A 15,766-nucleotide genomic window follows, 5' to 3' on the forward strand; every position below is an offset into this window, starting at 1 on the left:
CCCTATACGCCGTAAAATCAATGTATGAATTAAGACTGTTGCACAATAATGTCTGTGATTTCGATTTGCAAGACTTTGCCTTCCAGGAGCAAAGCGTTCAGTTGATTCATCATTTTCGTGACCAGAGCGTCCTGTCCCTGGCTTCCCTGAATTTCTTCAGGCATGGTATCCCTCAGGATTCGAATAGCCGTAGCTTTTACCGAAGGTTCGAGCAGTTCGAATTCTTGCTTTGCTTTTTCATTGTCGAGTTGAAAGGCAAAGCTCAATTTAATGACATAATCCAGATCCGCCAAATTCGTCACCACGTTATCGAGCGGAACCGTTAATTCCATTCGCTTGTCTGCCGGGATTTGCGGCGCTTCCTCTCCTTCGAGCGTCTGCTCGATCTGGTTGCCCGCACCGGCCGGTGAGTCATCAATGACAAAATACCATAGTACAAAAGCAGCGCCTGTAATCAAGGTGATGACAACAAGGATCATGATTATCCAGGGCAGCATCTTCTTAAACATGATGATCCACTCCCTCCCCGGTTTTCACCATCGCTTGAATCGGCCCGATCGCGCGCATATAATCCTGGATCAACTGCACCACTTCATCGACCTGCTCCAGAACATTAAACTTGTTACCGCTGACCAAGGTAATCAATGTATCCGGCGTCGCTTCTATAGTCTCGATCATCAACGCGTTGACGGTAATGCGTGAATGATTCAAACGGGTCACCGTTATCATAGTTTCCTCCATATTGGCGGAATCCGGGATGAAGAACAGGGCTGCTCCTCATCCCGTTTCCTTAGTTACGTCTATCGCTTCAAGTTGACAACTTCTTGCAGCACTTCATCGGATGTGGTAATGATGCGGGAGTTCGCCTGGAATCCGCGCTGCGCCACAATCATTTCGGTAAATTCGTTAGTCAGGTCCACGTTGGACATTTCGAGCTGACCGGAAATGATCGAGCCAGAGCCTGTTTCCGGGTCGTTGGCTTCGCCGATCAGGTCGATGATAGCCTCCAAGTCAGCGTTAGTCGTACCGCGATACAAGTTGCCGCCAACCTTCTCCAGCCCGGATGGATTCGTGACCACCACTACCCCGATGCGAATGTCCGTGCCTTCTGCATTGCCGTCTTCATCCACAGCAATGATTTCGCCGTCTTGCGAGATAGAGAAGGAAGTAACCCCCTCCTCAAGCGTAATGATGCCGCCATCCGAATCCAGGACAAACATGCCATCGGCATTGACCAGGTTGCGGTTCGCATCCAAGGTGAAATTACCGGCACGGGTCAAGTAAGCGACTTCGCCGTCTGCGTTCGGCGATACCGCAAAGAAGCCGTCGCCGTCAATGCGCAAGTCTGTCGGCACATTCGTCGTCATGGCGCTTCCGGGCGTATGAATCGTATCGATGGAAGCGATTGTGACGCCAAGACCAATCTGCTTGGCGTTGACGCCGCCGTTTTCATCTGTAGGAGCGGTCACGCCGGAAATATTCTGGCTCAGAATGTCCTTGAACATCACGCGGCCTGCCTTGAAGCCAACCGTATTCACGTTGGCGATATTGTTGCCGATGACATCCAGCTTCGTCTGAAATCCGCGCATTCCTGAAATGCCTGAGTACAATGATCTTAACATGCGGGTTCCTCCTGTTCATTTCGTCTTCTATTTGACGAATTCCTTCTTTTTGTGTCGAATGACTGCTTCTGTCGTTCCGCAAGTCCTAGGCCTCCTGCAAGGTCCAGCCTGTTAATCGACAACTACTGCGCTATCAATCTGAGTAAAGACGTTATCTTTCATCGCCGACCCCGTTAATGCCGTGATGACGGTACGGCTTTTGATATTGACGATAAATGCCATGTCCTTCATGAACAGCAGCGAGTCCTTGGCACCCTTCTGTTCAGCCTTGTCTACCGCATGGCTCAGCTTGACGAGCTGATCATGCTGCAAGCGAATGCCTCGCTGCTGAAGCCGCTGCTCCGCATGATTGCTGAACGTCAGCAAGCGGGAATCGAGGATTTGACTGAACGATGCAGTCGTATGGCTGTTCGAAACCGCTGCCTGCTTGCCTGCTTTCTGCGGCTGGGCGTTCGGTTGAACTGGCGCTATGCGACCTGCTACATACGGTTGGTAATGGACGGGCTTCATGCTGCTCCACCTTCAGCCGAAGGATCGCCTTCCTGCTCTGTGCCATCATCCTCGCCATCCGCCGGGTCGTCTGGATTCGACTGAGGATCGTCCGCATCCCCAATTGGTTCATCTGAACCGTCGCCTGGTTCCTCTACATCCTCGACCGGATCTCCGGAACCTTCATCCGGATCAGGCACTTCATCCGCCGGATCAGTAGGAGACGGTTGCTCCGGTATCGTCACACGAATAATTTCATCAATCGGGATGGCATGTTCGCCGATCTTCGCATATTGTATGCCATTGCTGAAAAGAATGGAGTCTACGACACCATACATTTCCACTATGGAATTGCCGCTCAGCCCTAGCCAGGACACTTCCTTGCCGATCAGATCAGAGGATATGCCCAGCGATTGCCGCAATGCTCCCATTTCCTTGGACATATTCATCAATTGTTCCACGGAACTGAATTGGGCCATCTGAGCGATAAACTCTCTGTCCTGCAGCGGTTGGCTAGGATCCTGATTTTGCAGCTGGGTAATTAATATTTTCAAAAATTCGTCCTTCCCAAGGACATCGTTAGACTTCCTCTCCTCGGTGGACAGCGGCATATTCTGTTTGCTGTACACCGGCCAAATCGGACTCTTCATGTGTTCGTCACCTCCCGGACCAAAGCTTGTGCTAGGCAGTCACTTCGAACGAAGTTCCGTTTCGAAGCCACGATGTTTGCGCAGTCTCTTCCAGTGCTGCGTCGAAACTGTCGTCCCAACTGTCATATCCGCCTGAGTTGCCTTGTTGTGGACGATGGAATCGCTGTTGCGAATCACGCTCCCGCTGGTCCTGGAAAAATGCCGACGTTGAAGTTTGCTGGGTTACTTCCAGCTTCTCCACCTGAATGCCTTGGTTTTGCAGAGAGGCGCGAAGCTGAGAAAGCTGACTGTCCAGCAGTTCTCTTCCTGCCATAGTTTCAGCGACGAAATGCGCGGTCAATTGACCATTCATCATTGTCAGCTTGATGGTCACCTGTCCCAGATGCTCCGGCATCAGTGTGATTCGAGCTTCGCTGAAGCCTTCGCCCTTCTGGAATGAGAGCTGTTTGACAACAAGAGCGTTCATGTCCTTGACAAGCTGATTCGCATGTGCAACAGGTGCGGAAGGTTTGGCCGGTTCTGCAGGCAGCGCAGGCTTCACGTCTTGCGCAGCTGAAGTCGTCGGTGCCGCCTCATCTGCTGTCAATGAATGAATCGGACCCGAATCCCCGGTTGCCGCGCCGTTCAGTTGAACGCCAGCCTGAGTCAGTTGATGCCGGTTCCACACGGAAGGCCACTGCAAGTCTGCAACCGATACGCGCGCCGGTACATTCGCCTGTTCGTTGTTCGAGCTGACAGAGGCGATATGTACGGGTGCCGAAGCGGTTGCCTTGGCCTGCGGTTGTTGGTCTGCACTGTTGCGCAGCGTCAATTCTTCCCCGCTAACACTTCCTGTCGAGTGAAAGGCAGCAAGCTTGTTCGCAGCCTGGTGAAGCTCCGGAAATGCTTTTGCCGCATGCTCCAGAACAGGCAGGATCAACTTATCGAAGGCCGTTCTCAAATTTTGCAGCTGCTGATTGTCCGAATGAGTCGCTGAAGCGCGGTCCAGCCACTGCGCCAGAGCCAGCAGCTTGCTCAGACTGTCGTTGCCCTCTGCCTTGGCAAAGTCAAATGCCGTCCGCTCTCCACCACCCCTGCCATTTTCAGTCAGCGATTGCTGAAGCGCGGATACTTGCGCCAGCCAGTCGGCTATCACCGGCAAGCCCATCAGTGCGGCAATTGGATCTTCGCCAGTCTCGGCCGAATACCGGGCCAGCAGCTCCTCAAGCTGGGCAAGCGCATCTTCAACTTCGGAGGCTGTCAGCGCCCATTCTCCTTCCAGCTGCTTGTCTCCGACAAGCACGCCCGCTGCAAGCATGGCGAGCAATCCGCTGCCGGATGAAGTACTCCCCGTCGTCTGACCGCTCTGCCCACCCATGATAGCTCCGAGCAATGCAGAAAATCCTCCGCCAGCCGCTTTTCCTTCAGATGCAGGCGAATGTGTCCCGCCTGCCACGCCAGCCGCAGCAGTTGTACCGCTGGAGACCATTGCTCCTTGAATAAATAGATTCATCTTTGTTTTCACCTCCTTTCCAGGATATACCCGTTTATTCCGATGACAGCTTCCCTGAAATTCGGGCTGCGTCAGATTCAGATAGACCGCTCATCTGGGCAAGTACGGCGGAGCGCGGCTGCAGCTCCATTTTCTTCAGCACGGACACCACCCTGCCCTCATTGGTCTTGGCCATTTCAAGCAGCAGCTGTGCCGCACTCCTTGCATCCATAGCCGCGAACGTTCGGCCCAGCTCCTCCAGCGTGAAGGCTTCTGACTCTTGCGGTTCCTGCGTCTCCAAGCGCTCCTGCAGGGCTGAGATTCGAATATCCTCTACCGTTTGAATATCCTTCAATGCCACGGATGTGGTCGCCGCCGTCTGTGGATTCATCTTTTCCAATATGGCGACCTGAGCGCTTGTCTTCATCTTGGACAGCAACAGCACCCGTTCGCTCAATGTCATATTTTCCATGATCGGTGCAGCTTTACTAGCCGACATATCGGAATAGATTTTGGCGACTTGGGCAATCTGTGCTTCATACTCTTCCTCCGTTATGCTGGCGCGCTCATCCCTATCTTGCATGGTCTGGATTTGCTCCCGAAGCTGCCGGATCTCTTCCTCCCGCTGTTTCAGCTGTTCTTCTCCAGCCTCTTTCTCCAGCGTCAAAGACTCAATTTGCTGCCTTAGCTCCTGCAGATCCTCCGCTTTCGGCGCAGGCTGTGCAGCGCTGTCCGCAGCATCGTCAGCGAGCAGGGCATCGTCCGGTTTCGGATCAGGGATGACTCGGTTCAGCAGTGGAATCTGATTGGCCGTTTCTAGGATGGAGCGGGAGACATCAAATCCAAAAAGAGAGAGCAACACAACCGTCAAGATGACAGTAAACAGCACAGGAATGACTATAATCCCAATAATGCGCTCCATCATGCCGTATGAAGATTTTTCGATATCTGCTTCTGCCAATTAATCCACCTCCCTTATGCCAGCCGTCTTGTACGAAGAATGGTCATCCATGCGATCCGGCAAATCGCACGACGGCGATTTCATCCAGCTCATTCTGTTCTTTTCTGCCGAGATCGCGTATGTAATGCTGATACGCCTTCTCCTTGCTCATGCTCCACTTTTTCTCGTCCAGCATGCAGCCCTTCAGCTGATCCTGAGAATGCTCCAGCCGCTGCTGCGCTTTATTTACCTGAGCCGTTTGCTCCTCGGCTTTCCTTGCCAGGTGATCCACATATTCCTGAAGCAGCTGCAAACTCTGGATCGAGACGGATGCGGAAGAGCTCTGCTTCATCGTCTCCTGCACTCGCTGCTTCTCGGCCAGAATGCCCTGCAGTCCCTGTTCTTCAGTCTGGAGCTGCCCGACTGCCGCAGCCAGCATCCATTCCGCCTGTTTTTTCTCGTTGTTCTTCAAATCGACTATTTTTTGCAACGGATAGCGGTATAGCATCTTGATTCCATCAACCTCCACCAAACTGCTCTATCAGCTTGTCTACAGAATCTTGCAGCGTCACTTTTTCATTGGTCTTCTGTCGCATGAAGGATTGAATATACGGGTAATAGTCAATCGCCTTGTCAATCTCTATGTTGGAGCCTTGACGATAGGCGCCGATATTGATCAAGTCTTCTGAATCTCGGTAAACCGTGAGCCATCTCTTCAGCTGTTCTGCGGCCTGTTGATGCTCGGGCGGCACAATATCGTTCATAACCCGGCTAATGCTGCCCAGCACATCAATCGCCGGGTACTGCCCTTTGTTCGCCAAGCTGCGGCTTAGGACGATATGACCATCCAGAATCCCCCGAACCATATCGGAGATCGGCTCATTCATGTCATCCCCGTCAACCAGCACCGTATAAAATGCCGTGATCGATCCTGTCGGCGACGTGCCCGCCCTTTCCAGCAGCTTCGGCATATTGGCGAACACGCTTGGCGTGAATCCGCGTGTCGCAGGCGGTTCGCCTACAGCAAGTCCCACTTCGCGCATCGCTGTCGCATACCGTGTAACGGAGTCCATCATCAGCATGACATTCATGCCGTGGTCGCGAAAATACTCAGCGATGGAAGTGGCAATGAGCGCGCCTTTGATACGAATCAGCGCAGGCTGGTCGGATGTCGCCACGACGACGATCGAACGGGCCAGTCCTTCCGGCCCCAAATCCCGCTCGATAAAGTCGAGCACCTCCCGGCCCCGTTCGCCAATCAGCGCTATGACATTCACATCCGCTGACGTGTTGCGCGCGATCATGCCGAGCAGTGTGCTCTTGCCCACACCGGACCCGGCGAAAATGCCCACACGCTGTCCCTTGCCAATGGTGAGCAAGCCGTCAATCGATCGCACGCCAACGCTAATCGGCTCCGTTACCCTTGGGCGCTGCAGCGGATTAGACGGGATGTTGTGCGTCGAGTACCGGGACATTCTCGTGGACAAGCGGCTTCCATCCAGCGGTTGCCCAAGACCGTTCAGCACTTTCCCTAACAGCTCGTGACCCACTTGAACGGTCAAAGGTCTGCCGGTAGTCACCACGTCACAGCCGGGCCCGATCGACTGCGGCTCGCCTAGAGGCATCAACAGCACACGGTTGTTTCTGAAACCAACGACCTCTGCCGCAAGCGGATGCTTGGATTTGAACGGATAGATATGGCAGATGTCTCCAATTCGCGCATCCGGCCCTTCCGATTCAATCGTCAACCCGATCACCTGCATGACTTTGCCGTTGGTGCGAATCGGATCCAGGTGCCGCAGTTCTTCCAAATACTTCTGCAAATCAGGCATCGATGCCATCGCCGCTCATCTCCCCGCCTGCTGATGCCAGCTGCACCAACGCGTGCTTGACTTCACTTAACTGCGTGTCAATACGGGCATCGAGACTGCCCATCGCGGTGCGCACGACACAGCCATGCTCCGGTACAGTTGCATCAGGCAGCACTTCCAATTCTGCTTGAGAGTCGATGCACAAGGTCAGTTCATCCTTGTACCCATGGATAAAAGCAAATTGGGAAGGAGCAACACATAGCGAGACGATCCCCTTGTCCTTGCGCCTAGCAAGCACCTTGCGAATCATCTCAATGGTCCACTCCGGAGTCAGCGTCAGCTGCCGGCCTATAATCTTCTCGGCAATAGAGCTGCTGAGCTCAATCAGGAACGGCTCTGCTTCTTGAATAATTTCCTGCTTCATGCGTACGGCCGCTTCCAATATAGCCGCCGCTTCCTCGATGCGCTCCCTATTTTGCTCCAGCACTCGCTGCTCGGCTTCCAGCTTGCCTTGCTCGTACCCTTCTGCATAACCTTGTTCGCGCGCGGAAGCAGTTGCCGACTCATCTTCCGCTCGCTTCGCCTCCCACCAAGCAGCGATTTCCTGCTTGGCGGCCTGGCGAAGCTCCTCGGCCTCTTGTCTGGCCTGCTGAATCGTGTCTTCCGCCAGCGCTTCCGCGTCTTGCATCACTTGGTTGCGCCAAGCTTCTGTTTTGCGCTGTTCTTCCTGCGAAAGCTCAGGCTCGTCCTCTGCCTGCGCTCCGGTTTTGGCGGGGCGCTGGACAATAGCAGGCGCTATCGATTCAATCATTTTCTTGTCGTCTACAGGTATATAATGAAAGGATTTGATCAAATTAGACAATGATATCATCTCCTCCACCGCGAGCTATAATAATCTCACCGGTTTCTTCCAGACGACGAATAATCGATACAATGCGCGTTTGCGCCTCTTCCACATCACGCAGCCGAACCGGCCCCATAAACTCCATCTCTTCCTTGAAGGTATCGGCCATCCGCTTGGACATGTTCTTAAAGATGACATCGCGCACTTCCTCGCTAGCCACCTTAAGCGCAAGCTGCAGATCGGCATTTTCAATATCGCGGATAATCCGCTGAATCGAACGATTGTCGATCGAGACAATATCCTCGAAGACGAACATTCTCTTCTTGATTTCCTCTGCAAGCTCTGGGTCCTGAATCTCCAGCGCATCGAGGATCGTTCTCTCCGTTCCGCGGTCTACCCCATTCAAGATTTGAACGATGGACTCGATACCGCCCGCATTCGTGTAGTCTTGCGTTACGGTCGAGGACAGCTTCTGCTCCAGCACCCGCTCCACTTGACTGATCACTTCAGGCGAGGTGCTGTCCATCATCGCGATCCGCTTGGCAACATCAGCCTGCTTCTCCTGGGGCAGCGACGACAAGATTGTCGATGACTGTTCGGGAGACAAATAAGACAGCACTAATGCAATCGTCTGCGAATTCTCATTCTGGATAAAATTCAATATTTGTGCGGGATCGGCTTTCCGTGCAAAGTCGAACGGCCTCACCTGCAGCGTCGCAGTAAGTCGGTTCAGAATATCAATCGCTTTCTGGGAACCAAGCGCCTTTTCCAATATGTCCTTGGCGTAAGTGATCCCGCCTTGCGAAATATATTCCTGGGCAACGCATATTTCGTGAAACTCATTCAGCACGGCTTCCTTCTCTTCACTGCTGACCTTGCGCACATTGGCAATTTCCAACGTTAACTGCTCGATTTCTTCGTCGCGAAGATGCTTGAAGATATTCGCAGAAACTTCCGGTCCCAGCGAAATGAGCAGGAGAGCCGCTTTTTGCCTGCCGCTCAATCCTTGCTGCATATTTGCCATACCTCCAGACACCCCTATTCCTCAGCCAGCCATGTACGCAACAGGTTGACGAACTCTTCCGGCTTCTTCTTGGCCAGAGACTCCAGCTGTTTTTTGACCTGATTTTCGTTCCGTACCGATTCCAGGTCTATTGTAGGCTGCTCAATCGCTGCCGCTACATCTTCCTCAAACTCTTCCTCTACCTCTGCCGCTCTCCTGCGTCGCATCACGAAGAACGCAAGCGCAGCAATGGCCGCCAGTACAGCAGCACCGATGCCGTAGAACAGCGCGTTGCTTCCGCCGCCGCTTGAATCGCTTGCATAGCCGTTGACGCCGCGGAGATTTTGAGTGATGACGGATACCTTGCCTTGCAGCTCCTCAGTAGTGAAGGAGCGACCGCTGTCGGCCAAGGAAGTATTGACGATGCCTACAAGCATTTGCTCGATTTCATCCTTCACTTCCTGCGACAACGAATCGGGATTTTGCGGATCTGGCGGTTCTATGCCAGCGAAAATAGTCAAGTCCGTCACCACATACGGGCTTGAAATGATCGATTGCGTAATCTCGTTGATCTCATAATTAATCGTAGAGCTTATTTCTTCAGAACTGGATTCTCCTTGTCCCATGTTGCCCTGATACCCCGGGACATCGGGCGCTCCCGTTCCAGGCACGCCGCCCTCGTTCGCGCCGGTATTCGTGTAGTTCTTCTGGATTTCTTGAACACTGCGGGCAATGCCCGTCTGATCTTCGGTATTGACTGGCTGGAACAGCCGTTCTTCCCGGGCTCGCTGATCAAAATTGAGACTGGAAACTACACTGACGACAACCTTTTCCGAACCCAGAATCGTGCCCAAAAAGCTTTCAATGTTTCGTCTGATATCCTCTTCATATTCCTTCTTGATTTGCATTTGCTGAAGCACTACATTCGCGGTATTGCCGATGCCTCCGTTGAGTTTGGAGGATGGAAGCAGCTCGCCCTTCTGATCCGTAATCGTGATATTCTCGATCGGCAGCAATTCGCTTCCTACGCTAAGTCGGACGATATTGTACAGAGAGTCAATATACTCCTGGCTTGCGCGATAGCCGGGACGAAAATTGATCGATACGGAAGCGGAGGCTTTGTCCTCTCGATTATCGCTAATAAACACGCTTGACTCCGGCATCGCCAGCAATACCTTGGAGCTTACTACTCCCTCTTTCGTATTAATCTGCTTTTGGATTTCACCTGCGAGGGCATCGTCCTTCAGCACGGCAAACTGATTGTCAGTCATGCCGAAGCTGGATATGTTGTCTTTGAATATGCCGAAGCCCTGTGAGCCGTTCTGCACCAAATCCTGTGAAGCCGCCTCCACCTTCACTCTCGTCACTTCTGTGGTAGGCACCGCGATGCTGCTGCCGTCCGGTCCGAACTTGTACGGAATACCCGTTGACTCCAAATAGTCCTTGACTGCGGCCATGTCCGTAGCGTCCAGATCACGGAAAGCCCAAGAATACTCCGTCTTGGAGAAATTGAATATGACCAGAGCAATAACAAGCACGGTCAGAACTACAATTGAAACAGAAAGTACTTTCTGTTTGATGTCCATTCGATTCCAGAATTGTTTGGTTTTATCCCTATAGCGGCTCAAAGCTTCGTTCACTGTTTCACCTCATCCAACTACCTGGCTATATGCCGACGCAACATCAAATTTGCATACGCATGATTTCTTGATACGCTTCTACAGCTTTGTTACGCACTTGCACGGTAAGCTCCAAACCAAGAAGCGCTTTTTCATTGGCAATGGTCAGCTTATGTACATCATCCAAATTCCCCACCATGAACTGGTTGCCCAATTGCTCGACTACGCCGTGCTGGGCTTGCAGCTTGCCCATGGCATCGTCTAGAAACGATGCGAAGCTTTCTCCGAAAGCAACGGCTCCAGCGGACTTCTCTTTATTCACTGCAGCCAGCACTTTTTCTGCGCCAGCAGCATTGACTGGATTGATCATATTCCCCCTCCTTCGCCGTTAAAAAAATTTCTTTAAAACTTTTTTCTTCTTTCGACCGTCATAAATATAGATTCGATTACGAAACTATCTGTAAAGGCTATTTCCCGATTTCCAGAGCTTTCATGAACATGCTTTTCGACGCATTCAGCGCCGTTACATTCGCTTCATAGCTGCGGGTTGCCGATATCATGTCCACCATTTCCTTCATGATATCCACGTTTGGCAAGCGCACATAACCGTTTGCATCCGCATCTGGGTGAGCAGGATTGTATACTTGTTTGAACGGGGATGGATCCTCGATCACCCTGCTTACTTTCACCCCGCTGCCCGTATGCCGGTTCATTTCTTGCTGAAGAATGGTGTCGAAGGACTGGTTTCTTGTCGGTTCCATGACTACCAGCTTACGCTGATACGGGACCCACTGCCCATTGACATATTCCCCGCGTGTCGTTTCGGCGTTCGCGATATTCGAAGATATGACATCCATCCGAAATCGCTGCGCAGTTAGTGCAGAAGAGCTGATATCAAATGCATTCGTCAATTTCATAGCGGATTACCGACCTCCTATCGAAGTTCTGATGCTGCGCAGTTCATGACTGATTTGCTGCACGAGCATATTGTAATTCAGCTGATTTTTGGCAAGCATGGACATTTCAGCATCGATATCCACATTGTTTTTGTTATTGTTCATAACGGACAAGTGGTCCGTTTGAATAACAGGGCCGCTGTTTCCCGCAATTGTACTGCCGAAGCTGAAATGCTTCTCATGCGTCCGTCTGCCTGCCAGACTGGACGAACTGCGATTCAGCTCCTCTTGCAGAAATTCCTCGAACCTGACTGTCGAACGCTTGAATCCCGGCGTATCCACATTCGCAATATTATGGGTGATGACATTTTGGCGAAGCGAAGCCGCGTCCAAGGAGCGTTCCAAGCGGTTGATCAGGCTGCTGTTCAGAAAATCCATCTTTCGCCCCCCTTTTTGCACCGACAAATATAGACATTCAGACTAGGTACATATTCAACATAGGACGCATAATTCCTCCCTGCAAACAGAAAAACCATAAAAAAACGATTCTATTCGACAGCTTCCAACAAGAAAATTTCCTTCTTGTTTCTCATAATGGGGGAAAAGCAAAAAGGAGACAATAAGAAAAAAGTCCTGTCTTTTCACGCGAAAAGCAGGACTTTTTAGGAGTTCCATAGTCTTGAATATCTAAATTTATCAACCGCAGTTCATTAGGCCTTAGCCCTGGCGATCTCGTCAGTCAAATATTCGTTCAACACTTTGATATAGGTCCCTTTCATGCCAAGCGACCTTGTTTCGATCACGCCCGCGCTTTCCAGCTTGCGCAGCGCGTTGACAATGACCGAACGGGTGATGCCGGCCCGGTCTGCGATCTTGCTGGCAACCAGCAGCCCATCAGGACCTTCCAGCTCGCCGAAGATATGCTCGACAGCTTCCAGTTCGCTGAAGGACAACGATTCTACAGCAACATGAACAACCGCCTTGTTCCGGGCATCCTGCTCCATTCGTTCTGTACGCTCGCGCAGGATTTCCATCGCAATGATTGTAGAGCCGTATTCCGCCAATATCAGATCATCATCCACAAACGCTTCATTGAAACGTACGAGCAGCAGCGTCCCTTGGCGGGAGCCTGCCCCCATAACCGGAACGACCGTCATCATTTTATCTTCAAAAACACGGGTCAATTCTTGTCGCCACTGTTCTCCGCCTGCTTCCGGATCCATCCCGGAATTCGTAGTTGTCTCCCGAATCGCCAGCAATTTTTCATTCAGCTCTGGAATCAGCTGCCGGTCCTCTACGATCATTTGTCGCACAGGCTCGGATATGATTGGCGTAATCACAGAGTACCCTAGAATTTTCCCCTTCCGGCTAACGACATACACATTTGCTCGTATCGTATCCTTCAGTACTTCCGCCACTTCCATAAAGTTCACAGCTTGTCCAGCCGCTTTTTGCAGCATTCGGTTTAATCGTCGTGTCTTACTCAGCAGACTCATCTTAAAGCCCCCACTAGTTTTTTACAAGATATATTGACTTAAATCTCGGTTTCGTGCTATGTCACCCAGCTTCTCCCGAACATACTCCGGCGTAATGACAATGGATTCCATTGTAATATCGGGTGCTTCAAAGGACAGATCCTCCAACAGCTTCTCCAATATCGTATGCAATCTTCTGGCACCGATGTTGTCTGTGTTCTGATTCACCTCCGCTGCTATACGGGCCAGCTCCGCTATCGCTTCGTCCGAAAATTCTACGGTGATGCCTTCTGTTGCCAGCAGCGCCGTATACTGCTTCGTCATCGCGTTTTGCGGCTCCTTAAGAATGCGTACAAAATCTTCTTGCGTCAAGCTGTTCAATTCGACCCGTATCGGGAATCTTCCCTGCAGCTCCGGAATCAAGTCAGACGGCTTGGCTATATGGAAAGCTCCCGCTGCTATGAAGAGCATATAGTCGGTTTTGACCGGACCATACTTCGTCATAATGGTCGAGCCCTCTACGATCGGAAGAATATCCCTTTGTACGCCTTCGCGAGAGACGTCCGGACCGCTGCCGCGATCCTTGCTTGCGATTTTGTCGATTTCGTCGAGAAAAATGATGCCGCTCTGCTCTGCGCGTTCAATCGATTCCTGGTACACTTCGTCCATGTCAATCAGCTTGTTCGCTTCTTCCTGCATCAGCACCTTGCGCGCTTCCTTAATCGGCAGCTTGCGCTTCTTCGTCTTTTTCGGCATCATATTGCCGAAAATTTCCTGCATATTAATGCCCATCTGTTCATTGCCTTGTCCCGTGAACATTTCCAGCATGGAAGGAGAGTTGTCTTCCACTTGAATTTCAATAATTTGATCCTCCAGCTCTCCTCGCCTCAATCGCTCACGCAGCTGTGCCCGTCTGGCCTGCAGATCTTGATTCGCGTGCTGCTGATCATCGTCTGCATCCTCCTGCGCGCCTGCGCCGCCAAAAATCATCTCCAGCGGATTTTTGCCTGCGCGATGGCGATTGGGGGACGGGGCCAGAATCGAAATGATGCGTTCATTCGCTTGCTGCTCCGCTTTTTCCTTGACGGTTTCGGTCTTTTCAGATTTCACCATGCGGATGGCAGTTTCCACCAAATCCCGTATCATGGATTCCACATCCCGGCCTACATAGCCTACCTCTGTGAACTTGGTTGCCTCCAGCTTGACGAAGGGCGCTCCAGTCAGCTTCGCCAGCCTGCGGGCAATTTCAGTCTTGCCGACGCCTGTGGGGCCGATCATCAAGATGTTCTTGGGCACGATTTCGTCACGAATGCTTTCGTCCAGCTGGCTTCTCCGGTAGCGATTGCGCAGCGCGACGGCTACCGATTTCTTCGCTTCTTTCTGTCCGACAATGTACTTATCCAATTCGGCTACAATTTGCCTTGGCGTCATTGCCTTTTGATTCATGCGTCCACCCCTCCCGTTTGATCAACAGTCCGCTTTTTATATTTCTTCTGTTACTATATTATGGTTGGTAAATACACAAATATCCGCAGCCATTTGCAAAGCTGCCTTGGATATTTCAGCGGCACCCATATGCGGCGCATACTGTTTGAGGGCACGGCCTGCTGCAAGCGCGAAGCTGCCACCCGATCCAATCGCAACGATGCCGTCATCCGGTTCGATGATTTCGCCGTTGCCAGAGATCAAGAGCAGCGACTGCTCATCCATGACAACCATCATCGCTTCCAGTCTGCGCAGCACGCGGTCAGAACGCCAATCCTTGGCAAGCTCGACAGCAGCGCGCTGCAGATTGCCGCCGTGCTCCTCCAGCTTGGCCTCAAATTTCTCGAACAGGGTTATGGCATCTGCTACAGAACCAGCAAAGCCAGCTATCACATTCCCCCTGTACAGCCTTCTTACTTTTTTCGCATGCTGCTTCATGACCATCTGATTTCCGAAGGTCACTTGACCGTCACCGGATACGGCTCCCTTGCCATTGTGCCGGATCGCAAATATCGTTGTTGCATGAAAGCTTGCGTTCATCCCTTCAACCTCCTTAGGCTCTCGGATGAGCCCGATTATAAACGGACTGCAAGTGATCCTTGGTTACATGGGTGTAAATTTGCGTTGTTGATATGTTGGCATGCCCGAGCAGTTCCTGCACAGTTCGCAAATCCGCACCCGCCTCCAGCATATGTGTGGCGAACGAGTGCCTGAACGTGTGCGGGGAAATCCGTCTTCCCTGCGCGCTGCGCTCTACAAGACTGTTCAATACCCTGCGTACGCTGCGCTCGGTCAAGCGCGTCCCCCGATGGTTCAAGAACAAGGCGAAGCCGCTGCCTTCGCGTGCCAATGCGGGCCTGGCATCTCGCAAGTAGCGCTTGAGCGCATGCAGGGCGTATTCACCCAGCGGAACGTAGCGTTCCTTCGCGCCTTTGCCATACACTAGCGCAGTCCCGATGCCAAGATCGACATGCTGGAGATCAAGTCCGGCCAGTTCACTGACCCGCATTCCTCCGGCATACAGCATCTCAACAATAGCCCGGTCCCGCAATCCCAGCGGCCCGTCGCGATCCGCCGCCTCCAATATCGCCTGCATCTCCTCTACATAGAGGAAGGAAGGAAGTTTCTTCTCAAGCTTGGGTGTGCGAATATGGTGAAACGGGCTTGCCTCCAATTCGCCTTCCCGCATAAGATACTGGTAGAAGGAACGGAGGGCTGACAGCTTGCGAGCGATGCTGGAACGCGCATATTCTCTGGCATGCAGCGCGGCCAAATACATGCGCACATCTGAATAGTTAACCTCGACGAAACGTTCGATACGCTGCTCTTTAAGGAACGCGCAATAATCGCGCAAATCGGCTGCATAATGCTCCAGTGTGTATGCAGACGCATTTTTCTCAACTTCAAGATAATGCAGAAAGCTGTCGAGCAGCCGATTATCCTTCATGCCGTTCCCCCCTA

Annotated in this window: 19 protein-coding genes; all 19 read right to left on the reverse strand. The window is 52.0% G+C overall.

Annotation, left to right across the window (positions count from 1 at the left end):
• Window positions 1-29: 29 nt before the first annotated feature.
• The 19 genes from XYCOK13_RS07255 to xerC all read right to left on the reverse strand — a co-directional run bounded on the left by XYCOK13_RS07255 (window position 30) and on the right by xerC (window position 15,752).
• Window positions 30-509, reverse strand: a complete 480-nt coding sequence (locus XYCOK13_RS07255) for a flagellar basal body-associated FliL family protein (RefSeq protein WP_213411240.1) — start codon at window positions 507-509, stop codon at window positions 30-32.
• Window positions 502-729: a flagellar FlbD family protein gene (locus XYCOK13_RS07260; RefSeq protein ID WP_213411242.1), complete on the reverse strand. Its 228-nt coding sequence runs from the start codon at window positions 727-729 to the stop codon at window positions 502-504. The genes XYCOK13_RS07255 and XYCOK13_RS07260 overlap by 8 nt, the downstream gene beginning before the upstream one ends.
• 71 nt (window positions 730-800) lie before the next feature.
• Window positions 801-1,622 (reverse strand): flagellar basal body rod protein FlgG, encoded by an 822-nt coding sequence (gene flgG / locus XYCOK13_RS07265; protein ID WP_213411244.1) that lies wholly within the window; start codon window positions 1,620-1,622, stop codon window positions 801-803.
• A gap of 111 nt (window positions 1,623-1,733) precedes the next feature.
• Window positions 1,734-2,132, reverse strand: coding sequence for a TIGR02530 family flagellar biosynthesis protein (locus XYCOK13_RS07270; protein WP_213411246.1), 399 nt, complete (start codon window positions 2,130-2,132; stop codon window positions 1,734-1,736).
• Window positions 2,129-2,761: a flagellar hook capping FlgD N-terminal domain-containing protein gene (locus XYCOK13_RS07275; protein WP_213411248.1), complete on the reverse strand. Its 633-nt coding sequence runs from the start codon at window positions 2,759-2,761 to the stop codon at window positions 2,129-2,131. Before XYCOK13_RS07275 ends, XYCOK13_RS07270 begins: the two co-directional genes overlap by 4 nt.
• Window positions 2,762-2,792: 31 nt before the next feature.
• Entirely contained in the window at window positions 2,793-4,253 is a 1,461-nt protein-coding gene (locus XYCOK13_RS07280) for a flagellar hook-length control protein FliK (RefSeq protein ID WP_213411250.1), read from the reverse strand.
• Window positions 4,254-4,287: 34 nt separating this feature from the next.
• Window positions 4,288-5,193 carry a MotE family protein gene (locus XYCOK13_RS07285; protein WP_213411253.1) on the reverse strand — a complete coding sequence of 302 codons (906 nt, stop codon included), beginning with the start codon at window positions 5,191-5,193 and terminating at the stop codon, window positions 4,288-4,290.
• A gap of 43 nt (window positions 5,194-5,236) precedes the next feature.
• A complete protein-coding gene (fliJ, locus tag XYCOK13_RS07290) occupies window positions 5,237-5,680 on the reverse strand; it encodes a flagellar export protein FliJ (protein WP_213411255.1) in 444 nt (147 codons plus the stop codon).
• A gap of 10 nt (window positions 5,681-5,690) precedes the next feature.
• Window positions 5,691-7,004: a flagellar protein export ATPase FliI gene (fliI, locus tag XYCOK13_RS07295; RefSeq protein WP_373314353.1), complete on the reverse strand. Its 1,314-nt coding sequence runs from the start codon at window positions 7,002-7,004 to the stop codon at window positions 5,691-5,693.
• Window positions 6,997-7,845 (reverse strand): FliH/SctL family protein, encoded by an 849-nt coding sequence (locus XYCOK13_RS07300; protein WP_213411259.1) that lies wholly within the window; start codon window positions 7,843-7,845, stop codon window positions 6,997-6,999. Before XYCOK13_RS07300 ends, fliI begins: the two co-directional genes overlap by 8 nt.
• Window positions 7,838-8,851, reverse strand: coding sequence for a flagellar motor switch protein FliG (gene fliG, locus XYCOK13_RS07305; RefSeq protein WP_213411261.1), 1,014 nt, complete (start codon window positions 8,849-8,851; stop codon window positions 7,838-7,840). The genes XYCOK13_RS07300 and fliG overlap by 8 nt, the downstream gene beginning before the upstream one ends.
• Window positions 8,852-8,865: 14 nt before the next feature.
• On the reverse strand, window positions 8,866-10,470 hold the full coding sequence (gene fliF, locus XYCOK13_RS07310) for a flagellar basal-body MS-ring/collar protein FliF (protein WP_213411262.1): 1,605 nt from the start codon (window positions 10,468-10,470) through the stop codon (window positions 8,866-8,868).
• 43 nt (window positions 10,471-10,513) lie between these two features.
• Entirely contained in the window at window positions 10,514-10,819 is a 306-nt protein-coding gene (gene fliE / locus XYCOK13_RS07315; protein ID WP_213411264.1) for a flagellar hook-basal body complex protein FliE, read from the reverse strand.
• 97 nt (window positions 10,820-10,916) lie between these two features.
• Complete coding sequence (gene flgC / locus XYCOK13_RS07320) at window positions 10,917-11,366, reverse strand: flagellar basal body rod protein FlgC (protein WP_213411265.1); 450 nt, start codon at window positions 11,364-11,366, stop codon at window positions 10,917-10,919.
• Window positions 11,367-11,372: 6 nt separating this feature from the next.
• The gene (gene flgB / locus XYCOK13_RS07325) at window positions 11,373-11,783 is read right to left on the reverse strand and encodes a flagellar basal body rod protein FlgB (RefSeq protein ID WP_213411267.1); all 411 of its coding nucleotides are present in this window, start codon (window positions 11,781-11,783) and stop codon (window positions 11,373-11,375) included.
• Between the two features lie 272 nt (window positions 11,784-12,055).
• On the reverse strand, window positions 12,056-12,841 hold the full coding sequence (gene codY / locus XYCOK13_RS07330) for a GTP-sensing pleiotropic transcriptional regulator CodY (RefSeq protein WP_213411268.1): 786 nt from the start codon (window positions 12,839-12,841) through the stop codon (window positions 12,056-12,058).
• Between the two features lie 21 nt (window positions 12,842-12,862).
• Window positions 12,863-14,266, reverse strand: coding sequence for an ATP-dependent protease ATPase subunit HslU (gene hslU, locus XYCOK13_RS07335; RefSeq protein ID WP_213411270.1), 1,404 nt, complete (start codon window positions 14,264-14,266; stop codon window positions 12,863-12,865).
• Window positions 14,267-14,302: 36 nt separating this feature from the next.
• Complete coding sequence (gene hslV / locus XYCOK13_RS07340; RefSeq protein WP_213411272.1) at window positions 14,303-14,845, reverse strand: ATP-dependent protease subunit HslV; 543 nt, start codon at window positions 14,843-14,845, stop codon at window positions 14,303-14,305.
• A gap of 13 nt (window positions 14,846-14,858) precedes the next feature.
• Window positions 14,859-15,752: a tyrosine recombinase XerC gene (xerC, locus tag XYCOK13_RS07345; RefSeq protein WP_213411273.1), complete on the reverse strand. Its 894-nt coding sequence runs from the start codon at window positions 15,750-15,752 to the stop codon at window positions 14,859-14,861.
• Between the last annotated feature and the right edge of the window lie 14 nt (window positions 15,753-15,766).

Source organism: Xylanibacillus composti (genome assembly GCF_018403685.1).
In the GTDB taxonomy this organism is placed as follows: domain Bacteria; phylum Bacillota; class Bacilli; order Paenibacillales; family K13; genus Xylanibacillus; species Xylanibacillus composti.